Source organism: Paenibacillus rubinfantis (assembly GCF_001486505.1).
Lineage (GTDB): Bacteria > Bacillota > Bacilli > Paenibacillales > Paenibacillaceae > Fontibacillus > Fontibacillus rubinfantis.
On sequence record NZ_LN909065.1, the window covers coordinates 914,419 to 931,259 of the forward strand.

General features: G+C 53.3%; 17 protein-coding genes. 2 read left to right on the top strand and 15 right to left on the bottom strand.

The genetic code is table 11. The annotated features are described in order from the left end of the window. Window positions 1–190 precede the first annotated feature (190 nt). The 6 genes from mtaB to BN3277_RS15790 form a co-directional block, all read right to left on the bottom strand. Window positions 191–1,534 (bottom strand): tRNA (N(6)-L-threonylcarbamoyladenosine(37)-C(2))-methylthiotransferase MtaB, encoded by a 1,344-nt coding sequence (gene mtaB / locus BN3277_RS15765; protein WP_059044194.1) that lies wholly within the window; start codon window positions 1,532–1,534, stop codon window positions 191–193. Window positions 1,535–1,537: 3 nt separating this feature from the next. Continuing rightward, a complete protein-coding gene (locus BN3277_RS15770) occupies window positions 1,538–2,302 on the bottom strand; it encodes a 16S rRNA (uracil(1498)-N(3))-methyltransferase (RefSeq protein ID WP_059044196.1) in 765 nt (254 codons plus the stop codon). A 93-nt stretch (window positions 2,303–2,395) separates the two neighbouring features. After that, the gene (locus BN3277_RS15775) at window positions 2,396–3,079 is read right to left on the bottom strand and encodes a site-2 protease family protein (RefSeq protein ID WP_059044198.1); all 684 of its coding nucleotides are present in this window, start codon (window positions 3,077–3,079) and stop codon (window positions 2,396–2,398) included. A 6-nt stretch (window positions 3,080–3,085) separates the two neighbouring features. Further along, window positions 3,086–4,054 (bottom strand): 50S ribosomal protein L11 methyltransferase, encoded by a 969-nt coding sequence (prmA, locus tag BN3277_RS15780; RefSeq protein ID WP_059044200.1) that lies wholly within the window; start codon window positions 4,052–4,054, stop codon window positions 3,086–3,088. Between the two features lie 112 nt (window positions 4,055–4,166). After that, window positions 4,167–4,346, bottom strand: coding sequence for a YfhD family protein (locus BN3277_RS15785; RefSeq protein ID WP_059044202.1), 180 nt, complete (start codon window positions 4,344–4,346; stop codon window positions 4,167–4,169). Window positions 4,347–4,406: 60 nt separating this feature from the next. Further along, window positions 4,407–4,775, bottom strand: coding sequence for a hypothetical protein (locus BN3277_RS15790; protein ID WP_059044204.1), 369 nt, complete (start codon window positions 4,773–4,775; stop codon window positions 4,407–4,409). Between the two features lie 202 nt (window positions 4,776–4,977). Here BN3277_RS15790 and BN3277_RS15795 point away from each other — a divergent pair, with 202 nt between their 5' ends. After that, window positions 4,978–5,412 (top strand): hypothetical protein, encoded by a 435-nt coding sequence (locus BN3277_RS15795; protein WP_059044206.1) that lies wholly within the window; start codon window positions 4,978–4,980, stop codon window positions 5,410–5,412. A 3-nt stretch (window positions 5,413–5,415) separates the two neighbouring features. Next, window positions 5,416–5,697: a YxcD family protein gene (locus tag BN3277_RS15800; protein WP_059044207.1), complete on the top strand. Its 282-nt coding sequence runs from the start codon at window positions 5,416–5,418 to the stop codon at window positions 5,695–5,697. Window positions 5,698–5,750: 53 nt separating this feature from the next. On the opposite strand, the gene dnaJ is transcribed toward BN3277_RS15800, so the two are convergent. The 9 genes from dnaJ to BN3277_RS15845 all read right to left on the bottom strand — a co-directional run bounded on the left by dnaJ (window position 5,751) and on the right by BN3277_RS15845 (window position 16,821). Next, a complete protein-coding gene (gene dnaJ, locus BN3277_RS15805) occupies window positions 5,751–6,872 on the bottom strand; it encodes a molecular chaperone DnaJ (protein WP_059044209.1) in 1,122 nt (373 codons plus the stop codon). 429 nt (window positions 6,873–7,301) lie between these two features. After that, window positions 7,302–9,143 (bottom strand): molecular chaperone DnaK, encoded by a 1,842-nt coding sequence (dnaK, locus tag BN3277_RS15810; RefSeq protein ID WP_059044212.1) that lies wholly within the window; start codon window positions 9,141–9,143, stop codon window positions 7,302–7,304. Between the two features lie 60 nt (window positions 9,144–9,203). Beyond that, complete coding sequence (grpE, locus tag BN3277_RS15815) at window positions 9,204–9,788, bottom strand: nucleotide exchange factor GrpE (protein WP_059044862.1); 585 nt, start codon at window positions 9,786–9,788, stop codon at window positions 9,204–9,206. A 103-nt stretch (window positions 9,789–9,891) separates the two neighbouring features. Next, window positions 9,892–10,917, bottom strand: coding sequence for a heat-inducible transcriptional repressor HrcA (hrcA, locus tag BN3277_RS15820; RefSeq protein WP_059044214.1), 1,026 nt, complete (start codon window positions 10,915–10,917; stop codon window positions 9,892–9,894). A gap of 106 nt (window positions 10,918–11,023) precedes the next feature. Then, window positions 11,024–11,491 (bottom strand): N-acetyltransferase, encoded by a 468-nt coding sequence (locus BN3277_RS15825; RefSeq protein WP_059044216.1) that lies wholly within the window; start codon window positions 11,489–11,491, stop codon window positions 11,024–11,026. Between the two features lie 172 nt (window positions 11,492–11,663). Further along, window positions 11,664–12,872 (bottom strand): radical SAM family heme chaperone HemW, encoded by a 1,209-nt coding sequence (gene hemW / locus BN3277_RS15830; protein WP_059044864.1) that lies wholly within the window; start codon window positions 12,870–12,872, stop codon window positions 11,664–11,666. A 112-nt stretch (window positions 12,873–12,984) separates the two neighbouring features. Next, window positions 12,985–14,802: a translation elongation factor 4 gene (lepA, locus tag BN3277_RS15835; protein WP_059044218.1), complete on the bottom strand. Its 1,818-nt coding sequence runs from the start codon at window positions 14,800–14,802 to the stop codon at window positions 12,985–12,987. A gap of 301 nt (window positions 14,803–15,103) precedes the next feature. Then, window positions 15,104–16,183 (bottom strand): LacI family DNA-binding transcriptional regulator, encoded by a 1,080-nt coding sequence (locus tag BN3277_RS15840; protein WP_187380084.1) that lies wholly within the window; start codon window positions 16,181–16,183, stop codon window positions 15,104–15,106. Between the two features lie 92 nt (window positions 16,184–16,275). Next, window positions 16,276–16,821: a hypothetical protein gene (locus BN3277_RS15845; RefSeq protein ID WP_059044220.1), complete on the bottom strand. Its 546-nt coding sequence runs from the start codon at window positions 16,819–16,821 to the stop codon at window positions 16,276–16,278. Window positions 16,822–16,841 lie beyond the last annotated feature (20 nt).

Consider the following 16,841-nt stretch of genomic DNA (forward strand, 5'->3'; position numbering starts at 1 on the left):
GTGGATCACCTCTTGGTGTACCTGAGTTACCTGCCGCTGTTCCCTTCGGGAATACGCATGTTACTTTGAGTGTTACTTGTTAATTATAGGCTCAGCGCACTCATCCTTCCAATTGCTCCTTATGTAACAACAAGGATTTCAACCCCAATGGGTGAAATCCTTGACTGATGCCCAGTGCGGGCGGGAAGTATTAGGCTAAGGCTTGCGAGGCTTCGTCCAGGACGCGCACCAACTGGCCTTCGCTGGTGTTGACGTCGGCTTGGGTCAGCTTGACGCGGCACATTTTACCGGTCAGGTCTGGAGTGCCCGGGAAGCGGATTTGCAGATAGTTGTCGCTGAAGCCCGTCACGAAGCCGTCTCCGGCAGTGCCTTTCTCATCTTTCTCCGGGATGACGTCCAGCACCTGGCCGACGAATTTCTCGGCATAGGCGAGCTGCATTTGCTCGGACAACTCGATCAGCTCATGCACGCGGGCATGCTTCACTTCCTCGTCCACCTGGTCCTCCATCCGCGCGGCCGGTGTACCGCTCCGCTTGGAATAAGGGAACACGTGCATTTCCGAGAAGCCGATGCGTTTGATCGCTTCGAAGCCTTCGCGGAACAGCTCGTCGGTTTCCCCCGGGAAGCCAACGATGATGTCGGTCGTAATCGCAACGTCCGGCATGAAATCGCGGATCATTTTGATTTTATGCTCAAACTCTTCGATTGTGTACTTTCTTCTCATCCGCTTCAGCACTTCGTTGCTGCCGGCTTGCAGCGGAATATGGAAGTGGCGGCACATTTTCGAGGAGTTCTTCAACACCTCAAGCATCCGCTCGTCGATCTGGCTTGCTTCAATCGAGCTGATGCGGATGCGGCCAAGGCCTTCCACTTTGTCCAAATCCCACAGGAGATCGGATAAGCGATAGTTGTCCAGATCGTCCCCGTATCCGCCGGTATGAATGCCGGTCAGAACGATTTCCTTATAGCCCGCGGCAACCAATTGGCGCGCTTGCTGGATCACGCTTTGCGGATCACGGCTGCGCGACAAGCCGCGCGACCATGGAATAATGCAGAAGGTGCAGAAATTGTTGCAGCCCTCTTGGATTTTTAGAAAAGCGCGGGTATGGTCGGCGAAATTCGGCACGTCCAGCTCTTCGAACTCCCGCGTTTTCATGATATTGCGTACGGCGTTAATCGGCTTGCGCTGCTCTTGGAGCTGCTTCACGTAAGGGATAATCTTATCCCGATCTTGCGTCCCGATAACCAGATCCACGCCGGGGATGTCCAAAATCTCCGCCGGCGATGTTTGCGCATAACAGCCGGTTACCGCAACAATGGCGTCCGGATTGCGGCGAACGGCACGACGAATGATCTGACGGCTCTTCTTGTCGCCGGTATTGGTCACAGTACAGGTATTGATCAAATAAACGTCGGCAGCCGATTGCTCGAAATCAACCTGTTCGTAGCCTTCGTTTTTAAACAGCTGCCAAATGGCTTCGGTATCATAGAAATTAACTTTACAGCCCAAGGTGTAAAAGGCGACGGTTGGCATCGCTCAATTCCCCCCCATTTCTCCGGATTCATACATGATGCAGGTCAGGGCGGCCATGGCGGCCGTTTCGGTGCGCAGTATACGCCGGCCCAAACCGACGGATACCGCACCTGCGGCTTCGGCTTCCCGCACTTCCGCTTCGGTGAAGCCGCCTTCCGGCCCGACCAGAACGGCGACCTTCACCGTCTTCTCGGGTGTCAACCCGGCAACGAACGGCTTCAGCACATCTCGCAGCTGCTGGCCGTTCTCTTTTTCATAACATAAACATACCAAATCGTAGGCCGGTAATGCCGCAAGCAACTCGTCCCATTTGACCGACAGCTCGACGGTTGGGATTTGACTGCGATGCGCTTGCTCGGCAGCTTCTTTAGCGATTTTTTGCCAGCGGGCGAGCCGCTTCTCTTCCTTCTTGCTATCGTATTGGACGACGGTACGTTCAGATAAGAAGGGGAGGAACGCGGCTGCGCCGATTTCCGTGCACTTCTGGATGACGGTTTCCATCTTGTCGCCTTTCGGCAAGCTCTGGGCCACGGTCACCTGCAGCCACGGTTCTCCGGACGCCGCCAGTTCTTCTATAATTGCCGCCGTTACTTGCTGCGGCTCAATGGATGTAATCTCCGCGAGGACTTCCCGGGAAACCCCGTCGCTCACGATCAACTTATCGCCGGGTTTGGAACGCATCACCCTGCCGATATGGCGGGCATCCTCGCCGACAATCGTCACTTCCCGATCGCCGAATTGCACGGGTTCCACAAAATAACGCTGCATGTTCTTATCATCCTCATCGTTCACTCAAGCTTCAAAATCACCAAACTACATCATACAACTTTTGATACCCTGTTTCCAGTCTTACTTCCCGCCTTAGGCTCCAAACATCGCTAGAAAAAGATGGGCGAACTGGATGTAGATCGTCTCGGCCGCGTTATACAACGGTGTGATCGTATACCGCTGCAGTTCCGGGACAATCAGAATGACCAGGAAGATCAGCACCGACCATTGCTCGTATTGCTGCAGCTTACCCAGCATGCGGCGCGGTACGATATCCTCCAGGATGCGATAGCCGTCAAGCGGCGGCAGAGGAATCAAATTAAAGAAGAATAAGAAAAAGTTCATGATGGTAAACAGATTAAAAAAGATCAGTACGGCTTGAAACAACTTCTCGTTCGTAATGGCATCCAATACGCCGAACTGGGCCAACATCACGTAAACCAACGTACCGAGAACGCCCAGCAGCAAGTTGCTGAGCGGTCCGGCTGCCGATACGACCACGCCCATTAGACGAGGTTTGCTGAAGTTGTCGCGGTTAACCGGAACCGGTCGAGCCCAGCCGAAGCCGGCGATCAGGAGCAAAATGATCCCGAACAAATCAAAATGAACGGCCGGATTCAGCGTAACACGACCCAACAGCTTGGCCGTCGGGTCCCCAAATTTATTGGCGAAGTAAGCATGCGAAAATTCATGTATTGTAAAAGCGATCACCAGCGTGATCAAATAAAAAGGAAGCTGGTCCAACGGGACTCGCAATATTCGGTCTAACCAATCCATAAATGATTACCTCTTTCTCGCCACAAAAGCGACCCAATCCTCTTCCCGGGCCGTCCGTTCCACTTCGAACCCCGCGGCAATCAGCGCTTCTTGTACGGCTTCTTCTTTGTTCTTATAGATGCCCGATGCGATATAATAACCGCCGGGTGCAAGGGCTTGGTACACATCCTCGATAAACAGCAAAATGATCTCGGCCAGAATGTTGGCGACAACCACTCTCACAGGCAATTTCACCTGGACTCCGGCACTGCCTTCGCCTTTAAGGACGGACAACAGATCGCTTTCCACGACCTGGATCTGATCTTCCAAACCGTTCAGACGCGTGTTCTCCGTGGCGCTGGAGACAGCAACCGGATCCAAATCCAACGCCAGCACCTTGGAAGCGCCAAGCCGGCAAGCTCCGATCGCCAGAATTCCCGATCCGGTGCCAACGTCGATGACCTCGTCCCCTTCACGAATGATGCTCTCAAGGGTACGCAAGCACAAAGACGTCGTTGGATGCGTGCCCGTGCCAAACGCCATGCCGGGATCCAGCTCGATGATTTGCTCCCCCGGCGATTGAGGCTGATAATCCTCCCAAGTGGGTTTGATCGTCAGCTTTTCCGATACCCGCAGCGGTTTGAAGTATTGCTTCCAATTGTTGGCCCAGTCGTCTTCGCTTACGTCCCGCACGCTGATCTCCGCAGCCCCCGGATCGATGTCATAACCCTTGAGTTCCTCGATGCGCGTCCGGACTTCGGCCAACACTTCCTCAATATTTAATCCTTCCGGAAAATAACCGCTGATTTTGGCTTCCCCTTCCGGAATGTCATTCGGCGGAATTTCAAACCATTGTCCAAGGGAAGTATCCCGGGGTTTATCGTTATCGACGTGCTCTTCGATGGTCACTCCGCCTGCTCCTGCTTCATGCAGGAAGTTCGAAACCATCTCCACCGCTTCTTCCGTCGTATGTATAGTTATTTCCTTCCAAATCATCGTATGATTTCCTCCTTGACTTACATGCATAAGTTTTATTGTACTATAGAATAAAGAACGTGACAAAACAAAACAGGGGCCCCCGTTAAGGTTCCCCCGCCTGATGATACCGTTACAGTTTATATTGACCTTGCTGGCGTGCGTCCGCACGTTCACTGCGTTCCAGCGCTTCCCAATCCTCTTGATCGGCCAGATCCTCGGAAAACTCCACGTCGTTGTTGTGTCCGATTGGCAGATTTTTTCCGTTGGCCGAAATCCGTTTTGTTCGCCGATCCTCCTGGCTTTGACTCATTTCCTCATTCATCTCCTTCTACTTTAGTGTCCTGTTTATCCAATGGGTCATCCCAACTCGCTAAATCAAACCGCCCGCCTCTTCAATGATGCGTAGCGCCTGATGATGAATCGATTCGTCAACGACGGCGGTCAGCAAGATATCATGGCCGGTCGGCCCGCCTTGTCCTCCGTGGCTGAGTCCGCTGGCCGCCGGATCCGCTGCCGCCAGAATCCCTGCCGAACGGTTCGTGATCGCTGCATCCTGGGTAATAGCCGCTAAGCTGGAGATGCTTCCCGTAACCGGGTTCATCGGATCGTACCCCTCGCCGGCATACCGGCTGAAACGGTCGATCGACAGATCCTCCACCCGCAGCGCGCTCAACTTGCGAGCCACCCCTTCCGCTTCCTCCGGGCTTTTGAAATAGGCCAAGATATTCTTTTCAGCCATTCTTCTTCCCTGCCTTTCGTTTACACTTCAATGAAACTGTACCCTTCACAGCCCATTCTTTCGTAGGATGTAAACTTAGGCGGAGCTTTATGCAAATTTTACCCCCGGCCATTTACTTTAAATTTGAAACGTCCTCCAGGGTTGTCCGTATTACTTGATTGGGAACAGAACATACTTACTTGCATAGGAGGGGTTAAACACCATGTTAAAAAGAGTCATGCTGCTCATGATGGCCTTCACTGTATTTTTCACCTTTACCGCACCTGACTTTGCTGACGCAAGACGCGGCGGGGGATTTAAATCCGGCCCTCGGACCTACAAGCCTGCCCCGAAGAAGCCGGCGCAAAGCGAATATCAGAATACGACAGGGAATCGGACGGGAGCTACGACAGGCACCCCAACGACAAACCGCGGATTTTTTAGCGGCGGCAGCTTTATGCGGGGGATGATGATCGGCGGATTTGCCGGCCTATTATTCGGCGGCTTGTTTGGCAGTATGGGCTTCTTCGGCAATTTGCTGGGGTTAGCCGTGAACCTGCTGGCGATCTACTTGATTATTATCGCGGTCACAGCCCTGTACCGTCGATTCAAAAAGCAGCCGCGCCATGACGATTATCGCGGCGGAGGCCGATACTAAGCTATGATTCTGGGGATGGATGAAATCATCAATGCGATTTGCCTGCATACCGCTGAGCGGACGGGCGTTCGCCCCACCGATGTGACAGTGGAGCTCAGTTGGGACGAGGATACCGGATATACCGGCGAGGTTTGGGTCAACGGTCGCAGTCGATATATCGTTGAATCCAACATCATGGAAGCCATCCTGGTGTACGTTCATCGCGAATATGGGAAGCGGGTGTTCCGGGAGGATATCCGGCTGATGCTGGAGGATGAAATTCTCGCAGAGATTCAAAATGCATAGCAAAAAAGCGCGGCCGAGGACTTGAATCCTCGGCTCGCGCTTTTTAATAGGGACTAGTCCCCGCGAAACGCCCGTTTCATCCGATCAAAAAACGATTGCTCATGCTCGTGCGTCTGCTCGCCGTCCAGCGAAGCAAATTGGCGCAGCAGCTCCTTTTGCTCGTCGCTGAGCTTGCTTGGCGTCACGATGACCACTTTGACGTGCTGATCCCCCTGGCCGATCCCGCGCAAGCGCGGAACCCCTTTCCCCTTCAAACGGAAATAGGTCCCCGTTTGCGTTCCGGCCGGAATTTTCAGCTTCACCTTCTCGGTCAGCGTTGGAATTTCAATTTCATCCCCCAACGCGGCCTGGGCGAACGTCAACGGTACTTCGCAGTAAATATCATCGCCTTCGCGTTCGAAGAAATCATGCGATTTCACGCGGATAACGATGTACAGATCCCCGGCTGGTCCGCCGCGCAATCCGCCTTCACCTTCGCCGGTCATCCGCAGTTGAGCCCCGTCATCCACCCCTGCCGGAATCCGGACATGGATTTTACGCTGTTTTTTCACTTTGCCGCTGCCGGCGCAGGTTGGACATTTCTCCTTAATGATTTGTCCTTTGCCGCCGCAGTTGCTACAAGCTCGCCGGTTCACCATACGGCCAAACGGCGTATTCTGTACAACCTCCTGTTGTCCGGTACCATGGCACACGGAACAGGTGACCGGCTTTGTTCCAGGTTTGGCCCCGGTGCCAAAGCAAGTGTCACAGTTTTCCGTACGCGGAATCGTGATGTCTGTTTCTTTCCCAAACACCGCTTCTTTAAATTCGATGGTCATCGTATATTGCAAATCGTTACCGCGCTGCGGCGCGTTCGGATCACGCCGCCCGCCGCCGCCTCCGAAGAACATATCAAAGATATCGCCAAAGCCGCCAAAATCCCCGCCGGAGAAGCCGCCGCCCATGCCCTGATTCGGATCGACATGGCCGTACTGATCATATCGCGACCGTTTCCCCGGATCACTCAGGACGTCGTAGGCTTCCTTGACCTCTTTAAATTTCGCTTCCGCATCCTCCGCTTTATTGACGTCCGGGTGATATTGCCGGGCCAGCTTGCGGTAAGCTTTTTTGATTTCCTCTTCGGATGCGTTTTTTCCGAGGCCCAGCACCTCGTAGTAATCGCGTTTCTCTGCCATTCTTCCACCCCCGTCTGTCATCTTTTCATCACGAAGCAAATCGAGAAGCTAACTCGACTTCGAATCTTGAATTCAGTTGGGCCTTCCGTTGCTCACGTACCCCTATGTACGCTCCGCTACTCAGTCCCAACTTCATCCAACCTTCTCGGTGCTTAAAACCTGACTTCCCTTTTCATCTCGAAGCAAATCGAGAAGCTGACTCGACTTCGAATCTTGAATTCAGTTGGGCCTTCCGTTGCTCACGTACCCCTATGTACGCTCCGCTACTCAGTCCCAACTTCATCCAACCTTCTCGGTGCTTAAAACCTAGCCTATCAGTCATCTTATGATCATGGCAAAAGGAAAGTCAAAGTGCGGAAGCAGCCCGCACTTTGACCTTCCCGGTTACCAAAGTTTATTCACCAGACTTAGGCAGCTCTGTGAGCCATCTTAGCTTTGTTTCTTGTCTTCGTCAACCACTTCGTAGTCGGCATCCACCACGTTGTCGCGAGGTTGACCGCCGGCAGCATCGGCTGCACCTTCTGCTCCCGCCGCTTGCGAAGCCTGCTCATACAGCTTCACGGACAATTGTTGAACGATTTCGGTCAATTTCTCCGAAGCCGCATTGATTTGCTCCAGATCATCGCTTTCCAGCGCTTTCTTCAGCTCTTCCTTGGCCGCATTGGCTTTGTCGGTTTCGGCCGCGTCGACCTTGTCGCCCAGTTCTTTCAACGTTTTATCAACGCTGTAGATCAATTGGTCACCGTTGTTTTTCGCTTCAACCAACTCTTTGCGTTTCTTGTCTTCTTCTGCATGCAGCTCGGCATCCTTCATCATCTTCTCAACTTCCTCATCACTCAAGCCGCTGGAGGAAGTGATCGTGATTTTTTGACTCTTGCCGGTGCCTTTATCCGTTGCTGATACGTTTACGATCCCGTTCGCATCGATGTCGAAGGTAACTTCGATTTGCGGTACGCCGCGTGGTGCCAAAGGAATATCTCCCAGCATAAAGCGTCCCAGCGTCTTGTTACCGGCCGCCATCTCCCGTTCCCCTTGCAGGACGTGGATTTCTACACTTGGCTGGTTATCAGCATAGGTGGAGAATACCTGCGATTTACTTGTTGGAATTGTCGTATTCCGTTCAATCATCTTCGTAAATACGCCGCCGGCCGTTTCGATCCCCAGCGAAAGCGGAGTAACGTCGAGCAATACAACGTCTTTGACGTCGCCGGTCAGCACGCCTGCTTGCACGGCAGCGCCAAGCGCTACGACTTCGTCCGGGTTCACGCCTTTGTGCGGTTCTTTGCCTGTCAATTTCTTGATCGCTTCCTGAACGGCTGGAATCCGCGTGGAACCGCCGACTAGAACGATCCGATCGATATCCGCAGGTGTCATCCCTGCATCGCTTAATGCGCGGCGAGTTGGGCCCAACGTGCGTTCTACGAGGTCTGCCGTCAGTTCTTCGAATTTCGCCCGGGTCAGGTTCACCTCAAGGTGTTGAGGCACGCCGTCTACGACGGTGATGAACGGCAGGGAGATCGTCGTGGTCAACACGCCGGACAGTTCTTTTTTCGCTTTCTCTGCGGCATCCTTCAAACGTTGCACCGCCGCTTTATCCTTGCTCAGATCAATCCCTTGATCTTTCTTGAACTCAGCTACCAGGTGATCGATGATCTTCTGGTCGAAGTCGTCGCCGCCAAGATGGTTGTCCCCGCTGGTCGCTTTTACTTCGAAGAAGCCGTCGCCCAGCTCGAGGATCGAAACGTCAAACGTCCCGCCGCCGAGGTCATACACGAGAATCGTTTGATCTTCGGCTTTTTCCAAGCCATAAGCCAGTGCAGCTGCCGTTGGTTCGTTGACGATCCGCAGCACTTCAAGGCCCGCGATTTTCCCGGCATCCTTGGTTGCTTGACGTTGGCTGTCGTTAAAATAAGCCGGAACCGTGATAACCGCTTGTGTAACCGGTTGGCCCAAATACGCTTCTGCATCGGATTTCAGCTTCTGCAAAATGATTGCGGAAATCTCCTGCGGCGTAAATTCCTTGCCATCGATCGTTTCCTTATGGTTTGTCCCCATATGCCGTTTGATCGAAATGATCGTACGGTCCGGATTGGTGATCGCTTGACGTTTCGCCGTTTCCCCAACGATCCGTTCGCCGTCTTTCTTAAAACCTACAACGGATGGAGTCGTACGCGCCCCTTCCGGGTTTGGAATGACAACCGCTTCGCCGCCCTCCATTACTGCTACGCAGGAGTTAGTTGTTCCTAAGTCGATACCGATTACTTTGCTCATTACGTTATGTCCTCCTTAATAGGTTGAATCATCTAAATCCACAAAACTTGCTAAGTATGATTAGCCGCTGACTTTGACCATCGCCGGGCGCAGCACTTTATCTTTCAAAAGATACCCCTTCTGCACAACTTCCACGACGATACCCTCTTCATGCTCATCGGATTCCACCTGCATAATCGCCTGATGGAACTCCGGATTAAACGGCTGGCCTTCCGCTTCCATCGGCGTCAGCCCTTCTGCTTTAAGTACACCTTCCAGTTGGCGGAAAATCATTTCTACACCCTTCGCGTAGGAACTAGCGTCCGCGCTCTCCCCTGCCGAGCCCAGCGCCCGTTCAAAGTTGTCGATGACCGGCAACAGCTCGGTGATCAATTTGGCGGAAGCGTATTTCCCCAGCTCTTCCTTCTCCTTCACCGTACGGCGCCGAAAATTATCGAAATCGGCTTGCGTTCTTAGCAGCCGCTGCTGGTATTCCTCACTCTCCGCGCGCAGCTTCTCCAATTCGGCGGAAGCTCCGACATCGTTCCCGGCTTCGGCTGCAACCTCTTCCGCAGCCCCTTGGGTTTCCTCAACGACTTCCTCCTGCCTCGCTTCGGATTCTGACGTTTGTTGCAGATCCTCTTGCACGTTATCGTTCATGTTCATTTCTTCCTCTGCATTATGATTGATGTTGTCTTGAATCGACTGTGATTCCTTCAAGAAACTCGCCTCCTTAACATGCGGTTAAACGAATCGTTCATGCATGTTGTTACATCCGGGCTAGAAATTTGCTCATATCCTTCGATAAAATCTCCAAAATCCGGATCACCCGGGCGTATTCCATCCGCGTTGGTCCCAAAATACCGATCGTCCCCACGGCTTCACCTTCCAATTGATAGGTTGCCGTGATGAGACTGCAGTTGGCGAAGGCTTCATGCCCGTTCTCAGTCCCGATGCGCACCTGAATCCCGGAACCAGCCGCCGAGGAGATCATCTTCGTCAAGGTTGGCGTCTCCTCCAGTAAATCCAGAATACTCTTCACCTTGTCGACATCACGGAACTCCGGTTGCGTCAGCATGTTCGTCGCTCCGCTCAAGAAGAGGCGCTGCCCGTCCGAGCCTGCGTCAAACGCTTGATCCAACACTTTCATCAGCTCTTCGAAATGCTCGATATGCCGTTGCATCTCCCGACCAATCTCGTTATACAAGGCTGACTTTAGCTTGTAAATCGGCACGCCGGTGAGCCTGCGGTTCAACAGGTTGACCACTTGCTCCATTTCCGACACGGACAAGCCGGCCGGAATCGTCACCGTCTTGTTCTCCACCTGCCCCGTATTCGTCACGACGATGGCCACCGCCGTCGTCTCATTCAGCGGTAAGAGCTGAAAATGGCGCAAAGACGTATGAAAAACTTCCGGCCCCAGCAGGATGGAAGTGTAGTTGGTCATTTGGGAAAGAATCGTCCCGGCATGTTGAATCACTTGTTCGGTTGCGTTCAACTTCTCCGCAAAAAACGCTTTAAACGTCGTCAATTCTTCGTTAGTCAGCAGGTTTAGCGGCGTCAGGTGATCCACATAGTAGCGGTAGCCCTTATGGGAAGGAATCCGTCCCGCCGACGTATGTGGCTGCTCCAAAAAACCGAGCTCCTCCAAATCAGCCATTTCATTTCGAATCGTCGCCGGGCTGTACCCGACATCGCCCCGTTTGGAAATGCTTCGGGATCCCACAGGCTCCGCCGAACGAATATAGTCGTCCACAATCGCAGTTAAGATCATTCTTTGGCGTTCCGTCAACATGGCAATCCCTCCTGAGTTTACTCGGTTTTCCGTTTCGTTAGCACTCAATGTCGTAGAGTGCTAATCACTAATACAAAAATACCAAACCGACCTGACGATTGTCAAGTCAGTCCAGTATCTTGAGAACCGCGATTTCGTCGCAGCAATGCTGCTTCGCGCAATTTACGCAGTCGGTCCATACTTTCTCCGGAAAGATCTCTTTGTTCACGACCGCAAACCCGTTTTTAACGAAAAAGGAAACCTCATACGTGAGCGCCATCACCTTGGGGATCGCTTGTCTCCGCGCCTCTTCCACCAGTTGTTCAACGAGCATGGAACCAAGCCCTTTCCCCTTGTGGCCTTCGGCAATCCCCAGCGAGCGGATTTCAACCAATTCATCCCCCAGCTTGCACAGCGATCCGCAGCCGACAACCTCGCCGTCCACTTCCGCAACGACGAATTCCTGGATCTGGCGCTCCAGCACCGTCCGCGAACGCGGGAGCATAATTCCTCGCCGGGCATATCCTTCAATCATATTATATAACGGCTCAACGTCCGCTAAATTCGCCTGTCTACACACGGCCACCGCTGGCATGCTGCTTTCCCCCTCGATCACAAATAATATGAATAAATATACATTACATAGTATAAAACTTCAAGAAAAATGTTTCACGGCCATGTCACCTTCAAAGTATATTCAGCGGAATGCAAAAAAGCAGCTTAGCCACTTCGTAAAAAGAAGCGCTAGCTGCTTAATCGCTAGATTCTTATTCAGTTAATACACCGATAAACTCGGCAAACACTTCATTACCGAACAACACGCCTTGCTTGCTCAGCCGATACCCCTCATCATCGCTGTGAGGCTCCAGTAAACCGACATCCAACATTTTGCCGAGCGGCCGGGCAAACACTTCGTCCAGCTCTTCGGCAAATTGCTTCCGGAAATCCGCCTTGCGGATGCCATCCAGCACTCGAAGTCCCACCATCACGAAGTCCTCCATCGCCTCTTCCCGCGACACGCCAAACTGCTCCAATCGAGGGAGTCCCGCCTTCGCTGCTTCTACGTAAGGATTTACGCCTTTAATGTTAACGTGGCGCTGGCGGCCGACATACCCATGGGCACCGGCGCCCAAGCCGTAATAATCCTCGTTCTTCCAATACGTGATGTTATGTCGGCTAGCCAAGCCGGGTTTGGCGAAATTGCTGATTTCGTATTGCTTGTAGCCGGCCTGTTCCATTCGCTCCATCAGCAGCAGGTACATGTTTAGCTCCTCCTCTTCGCTCGGAAGCGGAAGCTGGTTCTTGTGATACAGCGTATGGAACAGCGTGTTCTCCTCAACCTTCAGACTGTAAATCGAATAATGCGGCAGTCCGAGTTCAAGTGCCCGCGATACGCTGTAATCCAGCATATCCACCGTCTGGTTCGGAAGGCCAAACATCAAGTCGATGGATAGATTGTCGAGCCCAACCGCCCGTGCATTCTCTAAACTCCGATAAACATCGTCCGTGTTATGGATCCGGCCGATGCCGCTGAGCAATTCGTTCTGGAATGCCTGCACGCCAAAGCTAACCCGGTTGACGCCGCCGTCTTTCATGACAGTCAGCTTGTCCCGATCCGTTGTTCCCGGATTGGCCTCCATCGTAAATTCGATGTCGCTCGCCCAATGCGGGAAGTGACGCCGGACCGAGGCCAGGAAAAACTCCATCTCCTGCGGAGTTAGCACGGTAGGCGTCCCGCCGCCAACAAAAATGCTGCGAATCTCGCCTGGCGGCGTTTCCTGAACCGTCAGCTCCATCTCCCGATCCAAGGCATGTAAATAATCCATCACGGGTTGATCTTTTAACACATATGAGTTGAAATCGCAGTAAAAGCACTTGTTGGTGCAAAACGGGATATGAATATATACAGCATGCGGTGCGCCGGATGGTCCGGATGACGTTATGCCGTTGCCCGCTGCCGGGTGATGGATCGGCATTCCCTGCCCCGATCGATTCCTAGTTTGGTCCATGGTCATGCCCACCTCCAGGTTTCTCTATAATAGTAGAAAGGAAAGCCAGACGGCTTTCCTTCGTCAATAGACCTGCTTCTTATTTGTCGTCGATTTTCAGTACCGCCATAAACGCTTCCTGCGGCACCTCAACGTTACCGACTTGCTTCATCCGCTTCTTGCCTTCCTTTTGCTTCTCCAGCAATTTGCGTTTCCGCGAGATGTCGCCACCGTAACACTTGGCAAGGACGTTCTTGCGCATCGCCTTCACAGTCTCGCGAGCGATAACCTTCTGCCCAATCGAGGCTTGAATCGGTACTTCAAACATTTGACGTGGAATCAACTCGCGCAGCTTCTCACAAATGATCCGGCCGCGGTGGTACGCACGGTCGCGGTGCACGATAAAGGACAAGGCGTCGACCTGTTCGCCGTTCAGGAGAATATCCATCTTCACGAGGTTCGATTGACGGTAACCCGACAGCTCATAATCGAAGGAAGCATACCCCTTCGTGCTTGATTTCAACTGATCGAAGAAGTCATATACGATCTCCGACAATGGCACCTGGTACGTAATCGTTACCCGCGTTGTATCGAGGTATTCCATATTCACGAACTCGCCGCGTTTGCTTTGACAGAGTTCCATGACAGTACCCACATAATCATTAGGTACGATAATCGCCGCCTTGACGTAAGGCTCCTCCACGTGGTCGATTTTGCCGACCTCCGGATAGTTCGACGGATTATCGATGGAAATCGTCTCGCCATTCGTCAGCGTAACTTTGTAAATAACGCTTGGCGCCGTCGTAATCAACGGGATGTTAAATTCCCGTTCGATCCGCTCTTGAATCACGTCCATATGCAAGAGTCCCAAGAAACCGCAGCGGAAGCCAAAGCCCAACGCGCTTGAGGTTTCCGGTTCAAAGCTCAGCGAAGCATCGTTCAGCTGCAGCTTCTCCAGCGCTTCGCGCAGATCGTTGTAGTCCGACGTTTCGATCGGATACAAACCGCAGTAGACCATCGGGTTGATCTTCCGGTAACCCGGCAGCGGTTCAGACGTAGGATTCTTCGCATCGGTCACCGTATCCCCGACGCGCGTATCGCCCACCGTCTTGATGCCGGCAACGATAAAGCCAACATCGCCAACGTTAAGCTCGTCCACAATCGTCATCCGCGGTTTGAACGCACCGACCTCGATAACCTCAAACGTTTTGTCCGTCGCCATCATTTTGATTTTTGAGCCGGCTTTGATCTTGCCGTCAATCACGCGCACATAAACGATAACGCCTTTGTAAGGGTCATAATGCGAGTCGAAAATCAGCGCCTTCAACGGCTGATCCGGATCTCCGGTTGGTGCAGGCACCTTCTGCACGACCTGCTCCAGAATCTCCTTGATCCCGATCCCGGCTTTGGCGGAGGCGTGAACCGCTTCGCTGGCATCCAGGCCGATCACGTCCTCGATCTCCTGCTTCACCCGGTCGGGATCCGCACTGGGAAGGTCGATTTTGTTGATGACTGGCAAAATCTCCAGGTTGTTATCGAGCGCCAGATAAACGTTAGCTAACGTTTGGGCCTCGATCCCTTGAGCCGCGTCAACCACCAGCAAAGCGCCTTCGCAAGCCGCCAAGCTGCGGGAGACTTCATAGGTGAAGTCGACGTGTCCCGGCGTATCGATCAGGTTCAGCAAATACTCCTCGCCGTCGTCGGCGCGATAGGTCAGACGAACCGCCTGGAGTTTGATGGTGATTCCGCGTTCGCGTTCCAGATCCATCTGGTCGAGGACCTGCTCCTGCATTTCCCGAGAGGTCAGCGCGCCGGTATACTCCAGAATCCGGTCGGCCAAAGTTGATTTGCCATGGTCTATATGTGCAATAATACAGAAATTGCGAATTTTCGCTTGTCTAGCCTTGATATCTGTCATCCTTACCCCCACCACAAATCATCGAAGTATTACAATCAATTTATTATATCAGTTGAAGGGGCAAGCAGCAATCACAGCGAGTGATTTTCCGTTTACAATGTCCCACTCATTGAAAAAATGATTTTAATCAAAGTCTGCTTTGCACGAAGAGCAAATATACTGATGCACCACCAGGAGGCACAACGCAGTATGCCTACACTAAGGACTGATAGCTTGGGGCACCTGTCCGACCTGGAGTCGAAATCCCGCAGCAAACGAGCTGCCAGGAGAGACCATCTCTTGGCAGCTCGTTTGTTTGAGTTTAATTCTTTTCCGCGGCCTTCCGTCGTGGCTCGGCCGTGGAATCTCGGTACACCGTTTCGACGGTGATCATGATCTTCTCTTGCGGGGCGTCCGGATGGACAAGCCGGTCCATCAGCTTTCTCACCGCCCGCTGGCCAAGATCCTCCTTCGGGACGTTGATGGTGGTGATGGCCGGGGTGTGCCGGGCCGCATCGTCGATATTGTCAAACCCGCTGACCGCGATGTCGCCGGGCACGTGGAGGCCGATCGCGCTCAGGACAGAGCACGCATGCATCGCGATGGAGTCGTTCGCGCATACGATCGCGGTTGGGAGCGTCCCCGCCGCTTTTCGCTGCTCCAGCCACCCCTGCAGATCGTCTCCGTAAGCCCCGGTGTCGATACCCTCCAGCTGCAGCATCGGATCCTCCGGGGACTGCGGCGTTAAGCCGTTCTCCTCCAAGGCGCTGCGGAAGCCGCTCCAACGGTCCCGGAAGCTGCGGGAAAACGCCGAATTTCCCAAGAAATGCAATTCCCGATGTCCCAGGCCGATCAAATGATTGGTCAGGCGGGCCATGCCGTCCACGTTATTCGCGAAGATCGTGTCGCTAGGAATGAGCGGGTCCTCATGATCGACCAGCACGATCGGCAGTCCGATCCGGTGTACTTCCAGCAGGAATGGGGTGGCGATCTGCCCCACCCCAATCATTCCCAGAATCCCGTCCGGATTCAGGATGTTCATAAAGTTGTCTCCCCGGGGCTCGGACACGATAATCATCCCCAAACCCTGCGCTTCGAGCTCCCGGGAGATGCCCTCCAGCAGCCTGCCCCAATACAGCGATTCCTTGTTCTGAAACCGGATATTGGGCATCAGCACCAACACCGACTGCTTCCCGGCCGGCGCTGGCAAAGCGGTTCCCGAAGGGATGACGTTCTTGACGTAGCCGTTCTTCTGATTAAAATACCCAAGCTGGGAGGCAGCTTGAATGACCCGCTCCCGGGTCTGCTCGTTCACCCCTCCCTTACCGGATAACGCTTTGGATACGACGAATTTCGAAACGCCCAAATGATCGGCGATTTGCTGCATCGTGATTTTCTTCAAGGAATCTAACCTCCGAAATAACGGATACCGAACGGATTCATAACAAGATAACAACAGTATAACAAATCCGCTATTCGTTATAAACCGTTATTTCATTCGCCGGGACCAAACCAGGAGGCAACCCAATGAATGCTTTTCTGCGACGCCTGCTGCAGCAGATGGGCCGCCTTGTCGGCAAATCGATCGATGGCCGGAGGCGAAGGTGGCGGCATCAACAAGTCGGCTGGCGTTTGCATCACCTGGGTGCCCGCCGTCGGGGCGGTTGAACCGTCGTTTGCCGTTGTGTTTGGCGCAGCTGTCCCGGCTGGGTTGGAGCCGTAACCGGGAGTGAGACCGTACCCATCTGTCGTCCCCTGCGGCACGACGTTGCCTTGGTTCGTTGACCAGACGGGGGTGGAGCCGGCAATCCAACCGTTACTGTACTGCTGCGGCTGTTGCGGCTGTTGCGGCTGTTGCTGTTGCTGTTGCGGATAGGGATACATCATGGATTGTCCGTTATTCCCTACCATCGTCCCTCCGGTTTGAAAGCCGGGACCAAATACCGAAGTTGTTCCGCTTTCGGAGAGCTGCATGCCCAGCGTAACCCCCGCTGCCAGCATCAGGCCGTATACCATGGTTTTGCGCAGCATTTTTGCCATGTCCATCCCCCGTTACTTCA

Coding starts and splice junctions, on each gene's coding strand:
- mtaB (WP_059044194.1), bottom strand. CDS start 1,534: ATGCCAACCGTCGCCTTTTACACCTTGGGCTGTAAAGTTAATTTCTAT.
- BN3277_RS15770 (WP_059044196.1), bottom strand. CDS start 2,302: ATGCAGCGTTATTTTGTGGAACCCGTGCAATTCGGCGATCGGGAAGTG.
- BN3277_RS15775 (WP_059044198.1), bottom strand. CDS start 3,079: ATGGATTGGTTAGACCGAATATTGCGAGTCCCGTTGGACCAGCTTCCT.
- prmA (WP_059044200.1), bottom strand. CDS start 4,054: ATGATTTGGAAGGAAATAACTATACATACGACGGAAGAAGCGGTGGAG.
- BN3277_RS15785 (WP_059044202.1), bottom strand. CDS start 4,346: ATGAGTCAAAGCCAGGAGGATCGGCGAACAAAACGGATTTCGGCCAAC.
- BN3277_RS15790 (WP_059044204.1), bottom strand. CDS start 4,775: ATGGCTGAAAAGAATATCTTGGCCTATTTCAAAAGCCCGGAGGAAGCG.
- BN3277_RS15795 (WP_059044206.1), top strand. CDS start 4,978: ATGTTAAAAAGAGTCATGCTGCTCATGATGGCCTTCACTGTATTTTTC.
- BN3277_RS15800 (WP_059044207.1), top strand. CDS start 5,416: ATGATTCTGGGGATGGATGAAATCATCAATGCGATTTGCCTGCATACC.
- dnaJ (WP_059044209.1), bottom strand. CDS start 6,872: ATGGCAGAGAAACGCGATTACTACGAGGTGCTGGGCCTCGGAAAAAAC.
- dnaK (WP_059044212.1), bottom strand. CDS start 9,143: ATGAGCAAAGTAATCGGTATCGACTTAGGAACAACTAACTCCTGCGTA.
- grpE (WP_059044862.1), bottom strand. CDS start 9,788: ATGAACATGAACGATAACGTGCAAGAGGATCTGCAACAAACGTCAGAA.
- hrcA (WP_059044214.1), bottom strand. CDS start 10,917: ATGTTGACGGAACGCCAAAGAATGATCTTAACTGCGATTGTGGACGAC.
- BN3277_RS15825 (WP_059044216.1), bottom strand. CDS start 11,491: ATGCCAGCGGTGGCCGTGTGTAGACAGGCGAATTTAGCGGACGTTGAG.
- hemW (WP_059044864.1), bottom strand. CDS start 12,872: ATGCCGATCCATCACCCGGCAGCGGGCAACGGCATAACGTCATCCGGA.
- lepA (WP_059044218.1), bottom strand. CDS start 14,802: ATGACAGATATCAAGGCTAGACAAGCGAAAATTCGCAATTTCTGTATT.
- BN3277_RS15845 (WP_059044220.1), bottom strand. CDS start 16,821: ATGGCAAAAATGCTGCGCAAAACCATGGTATACGGCCTGATGCTGGCA.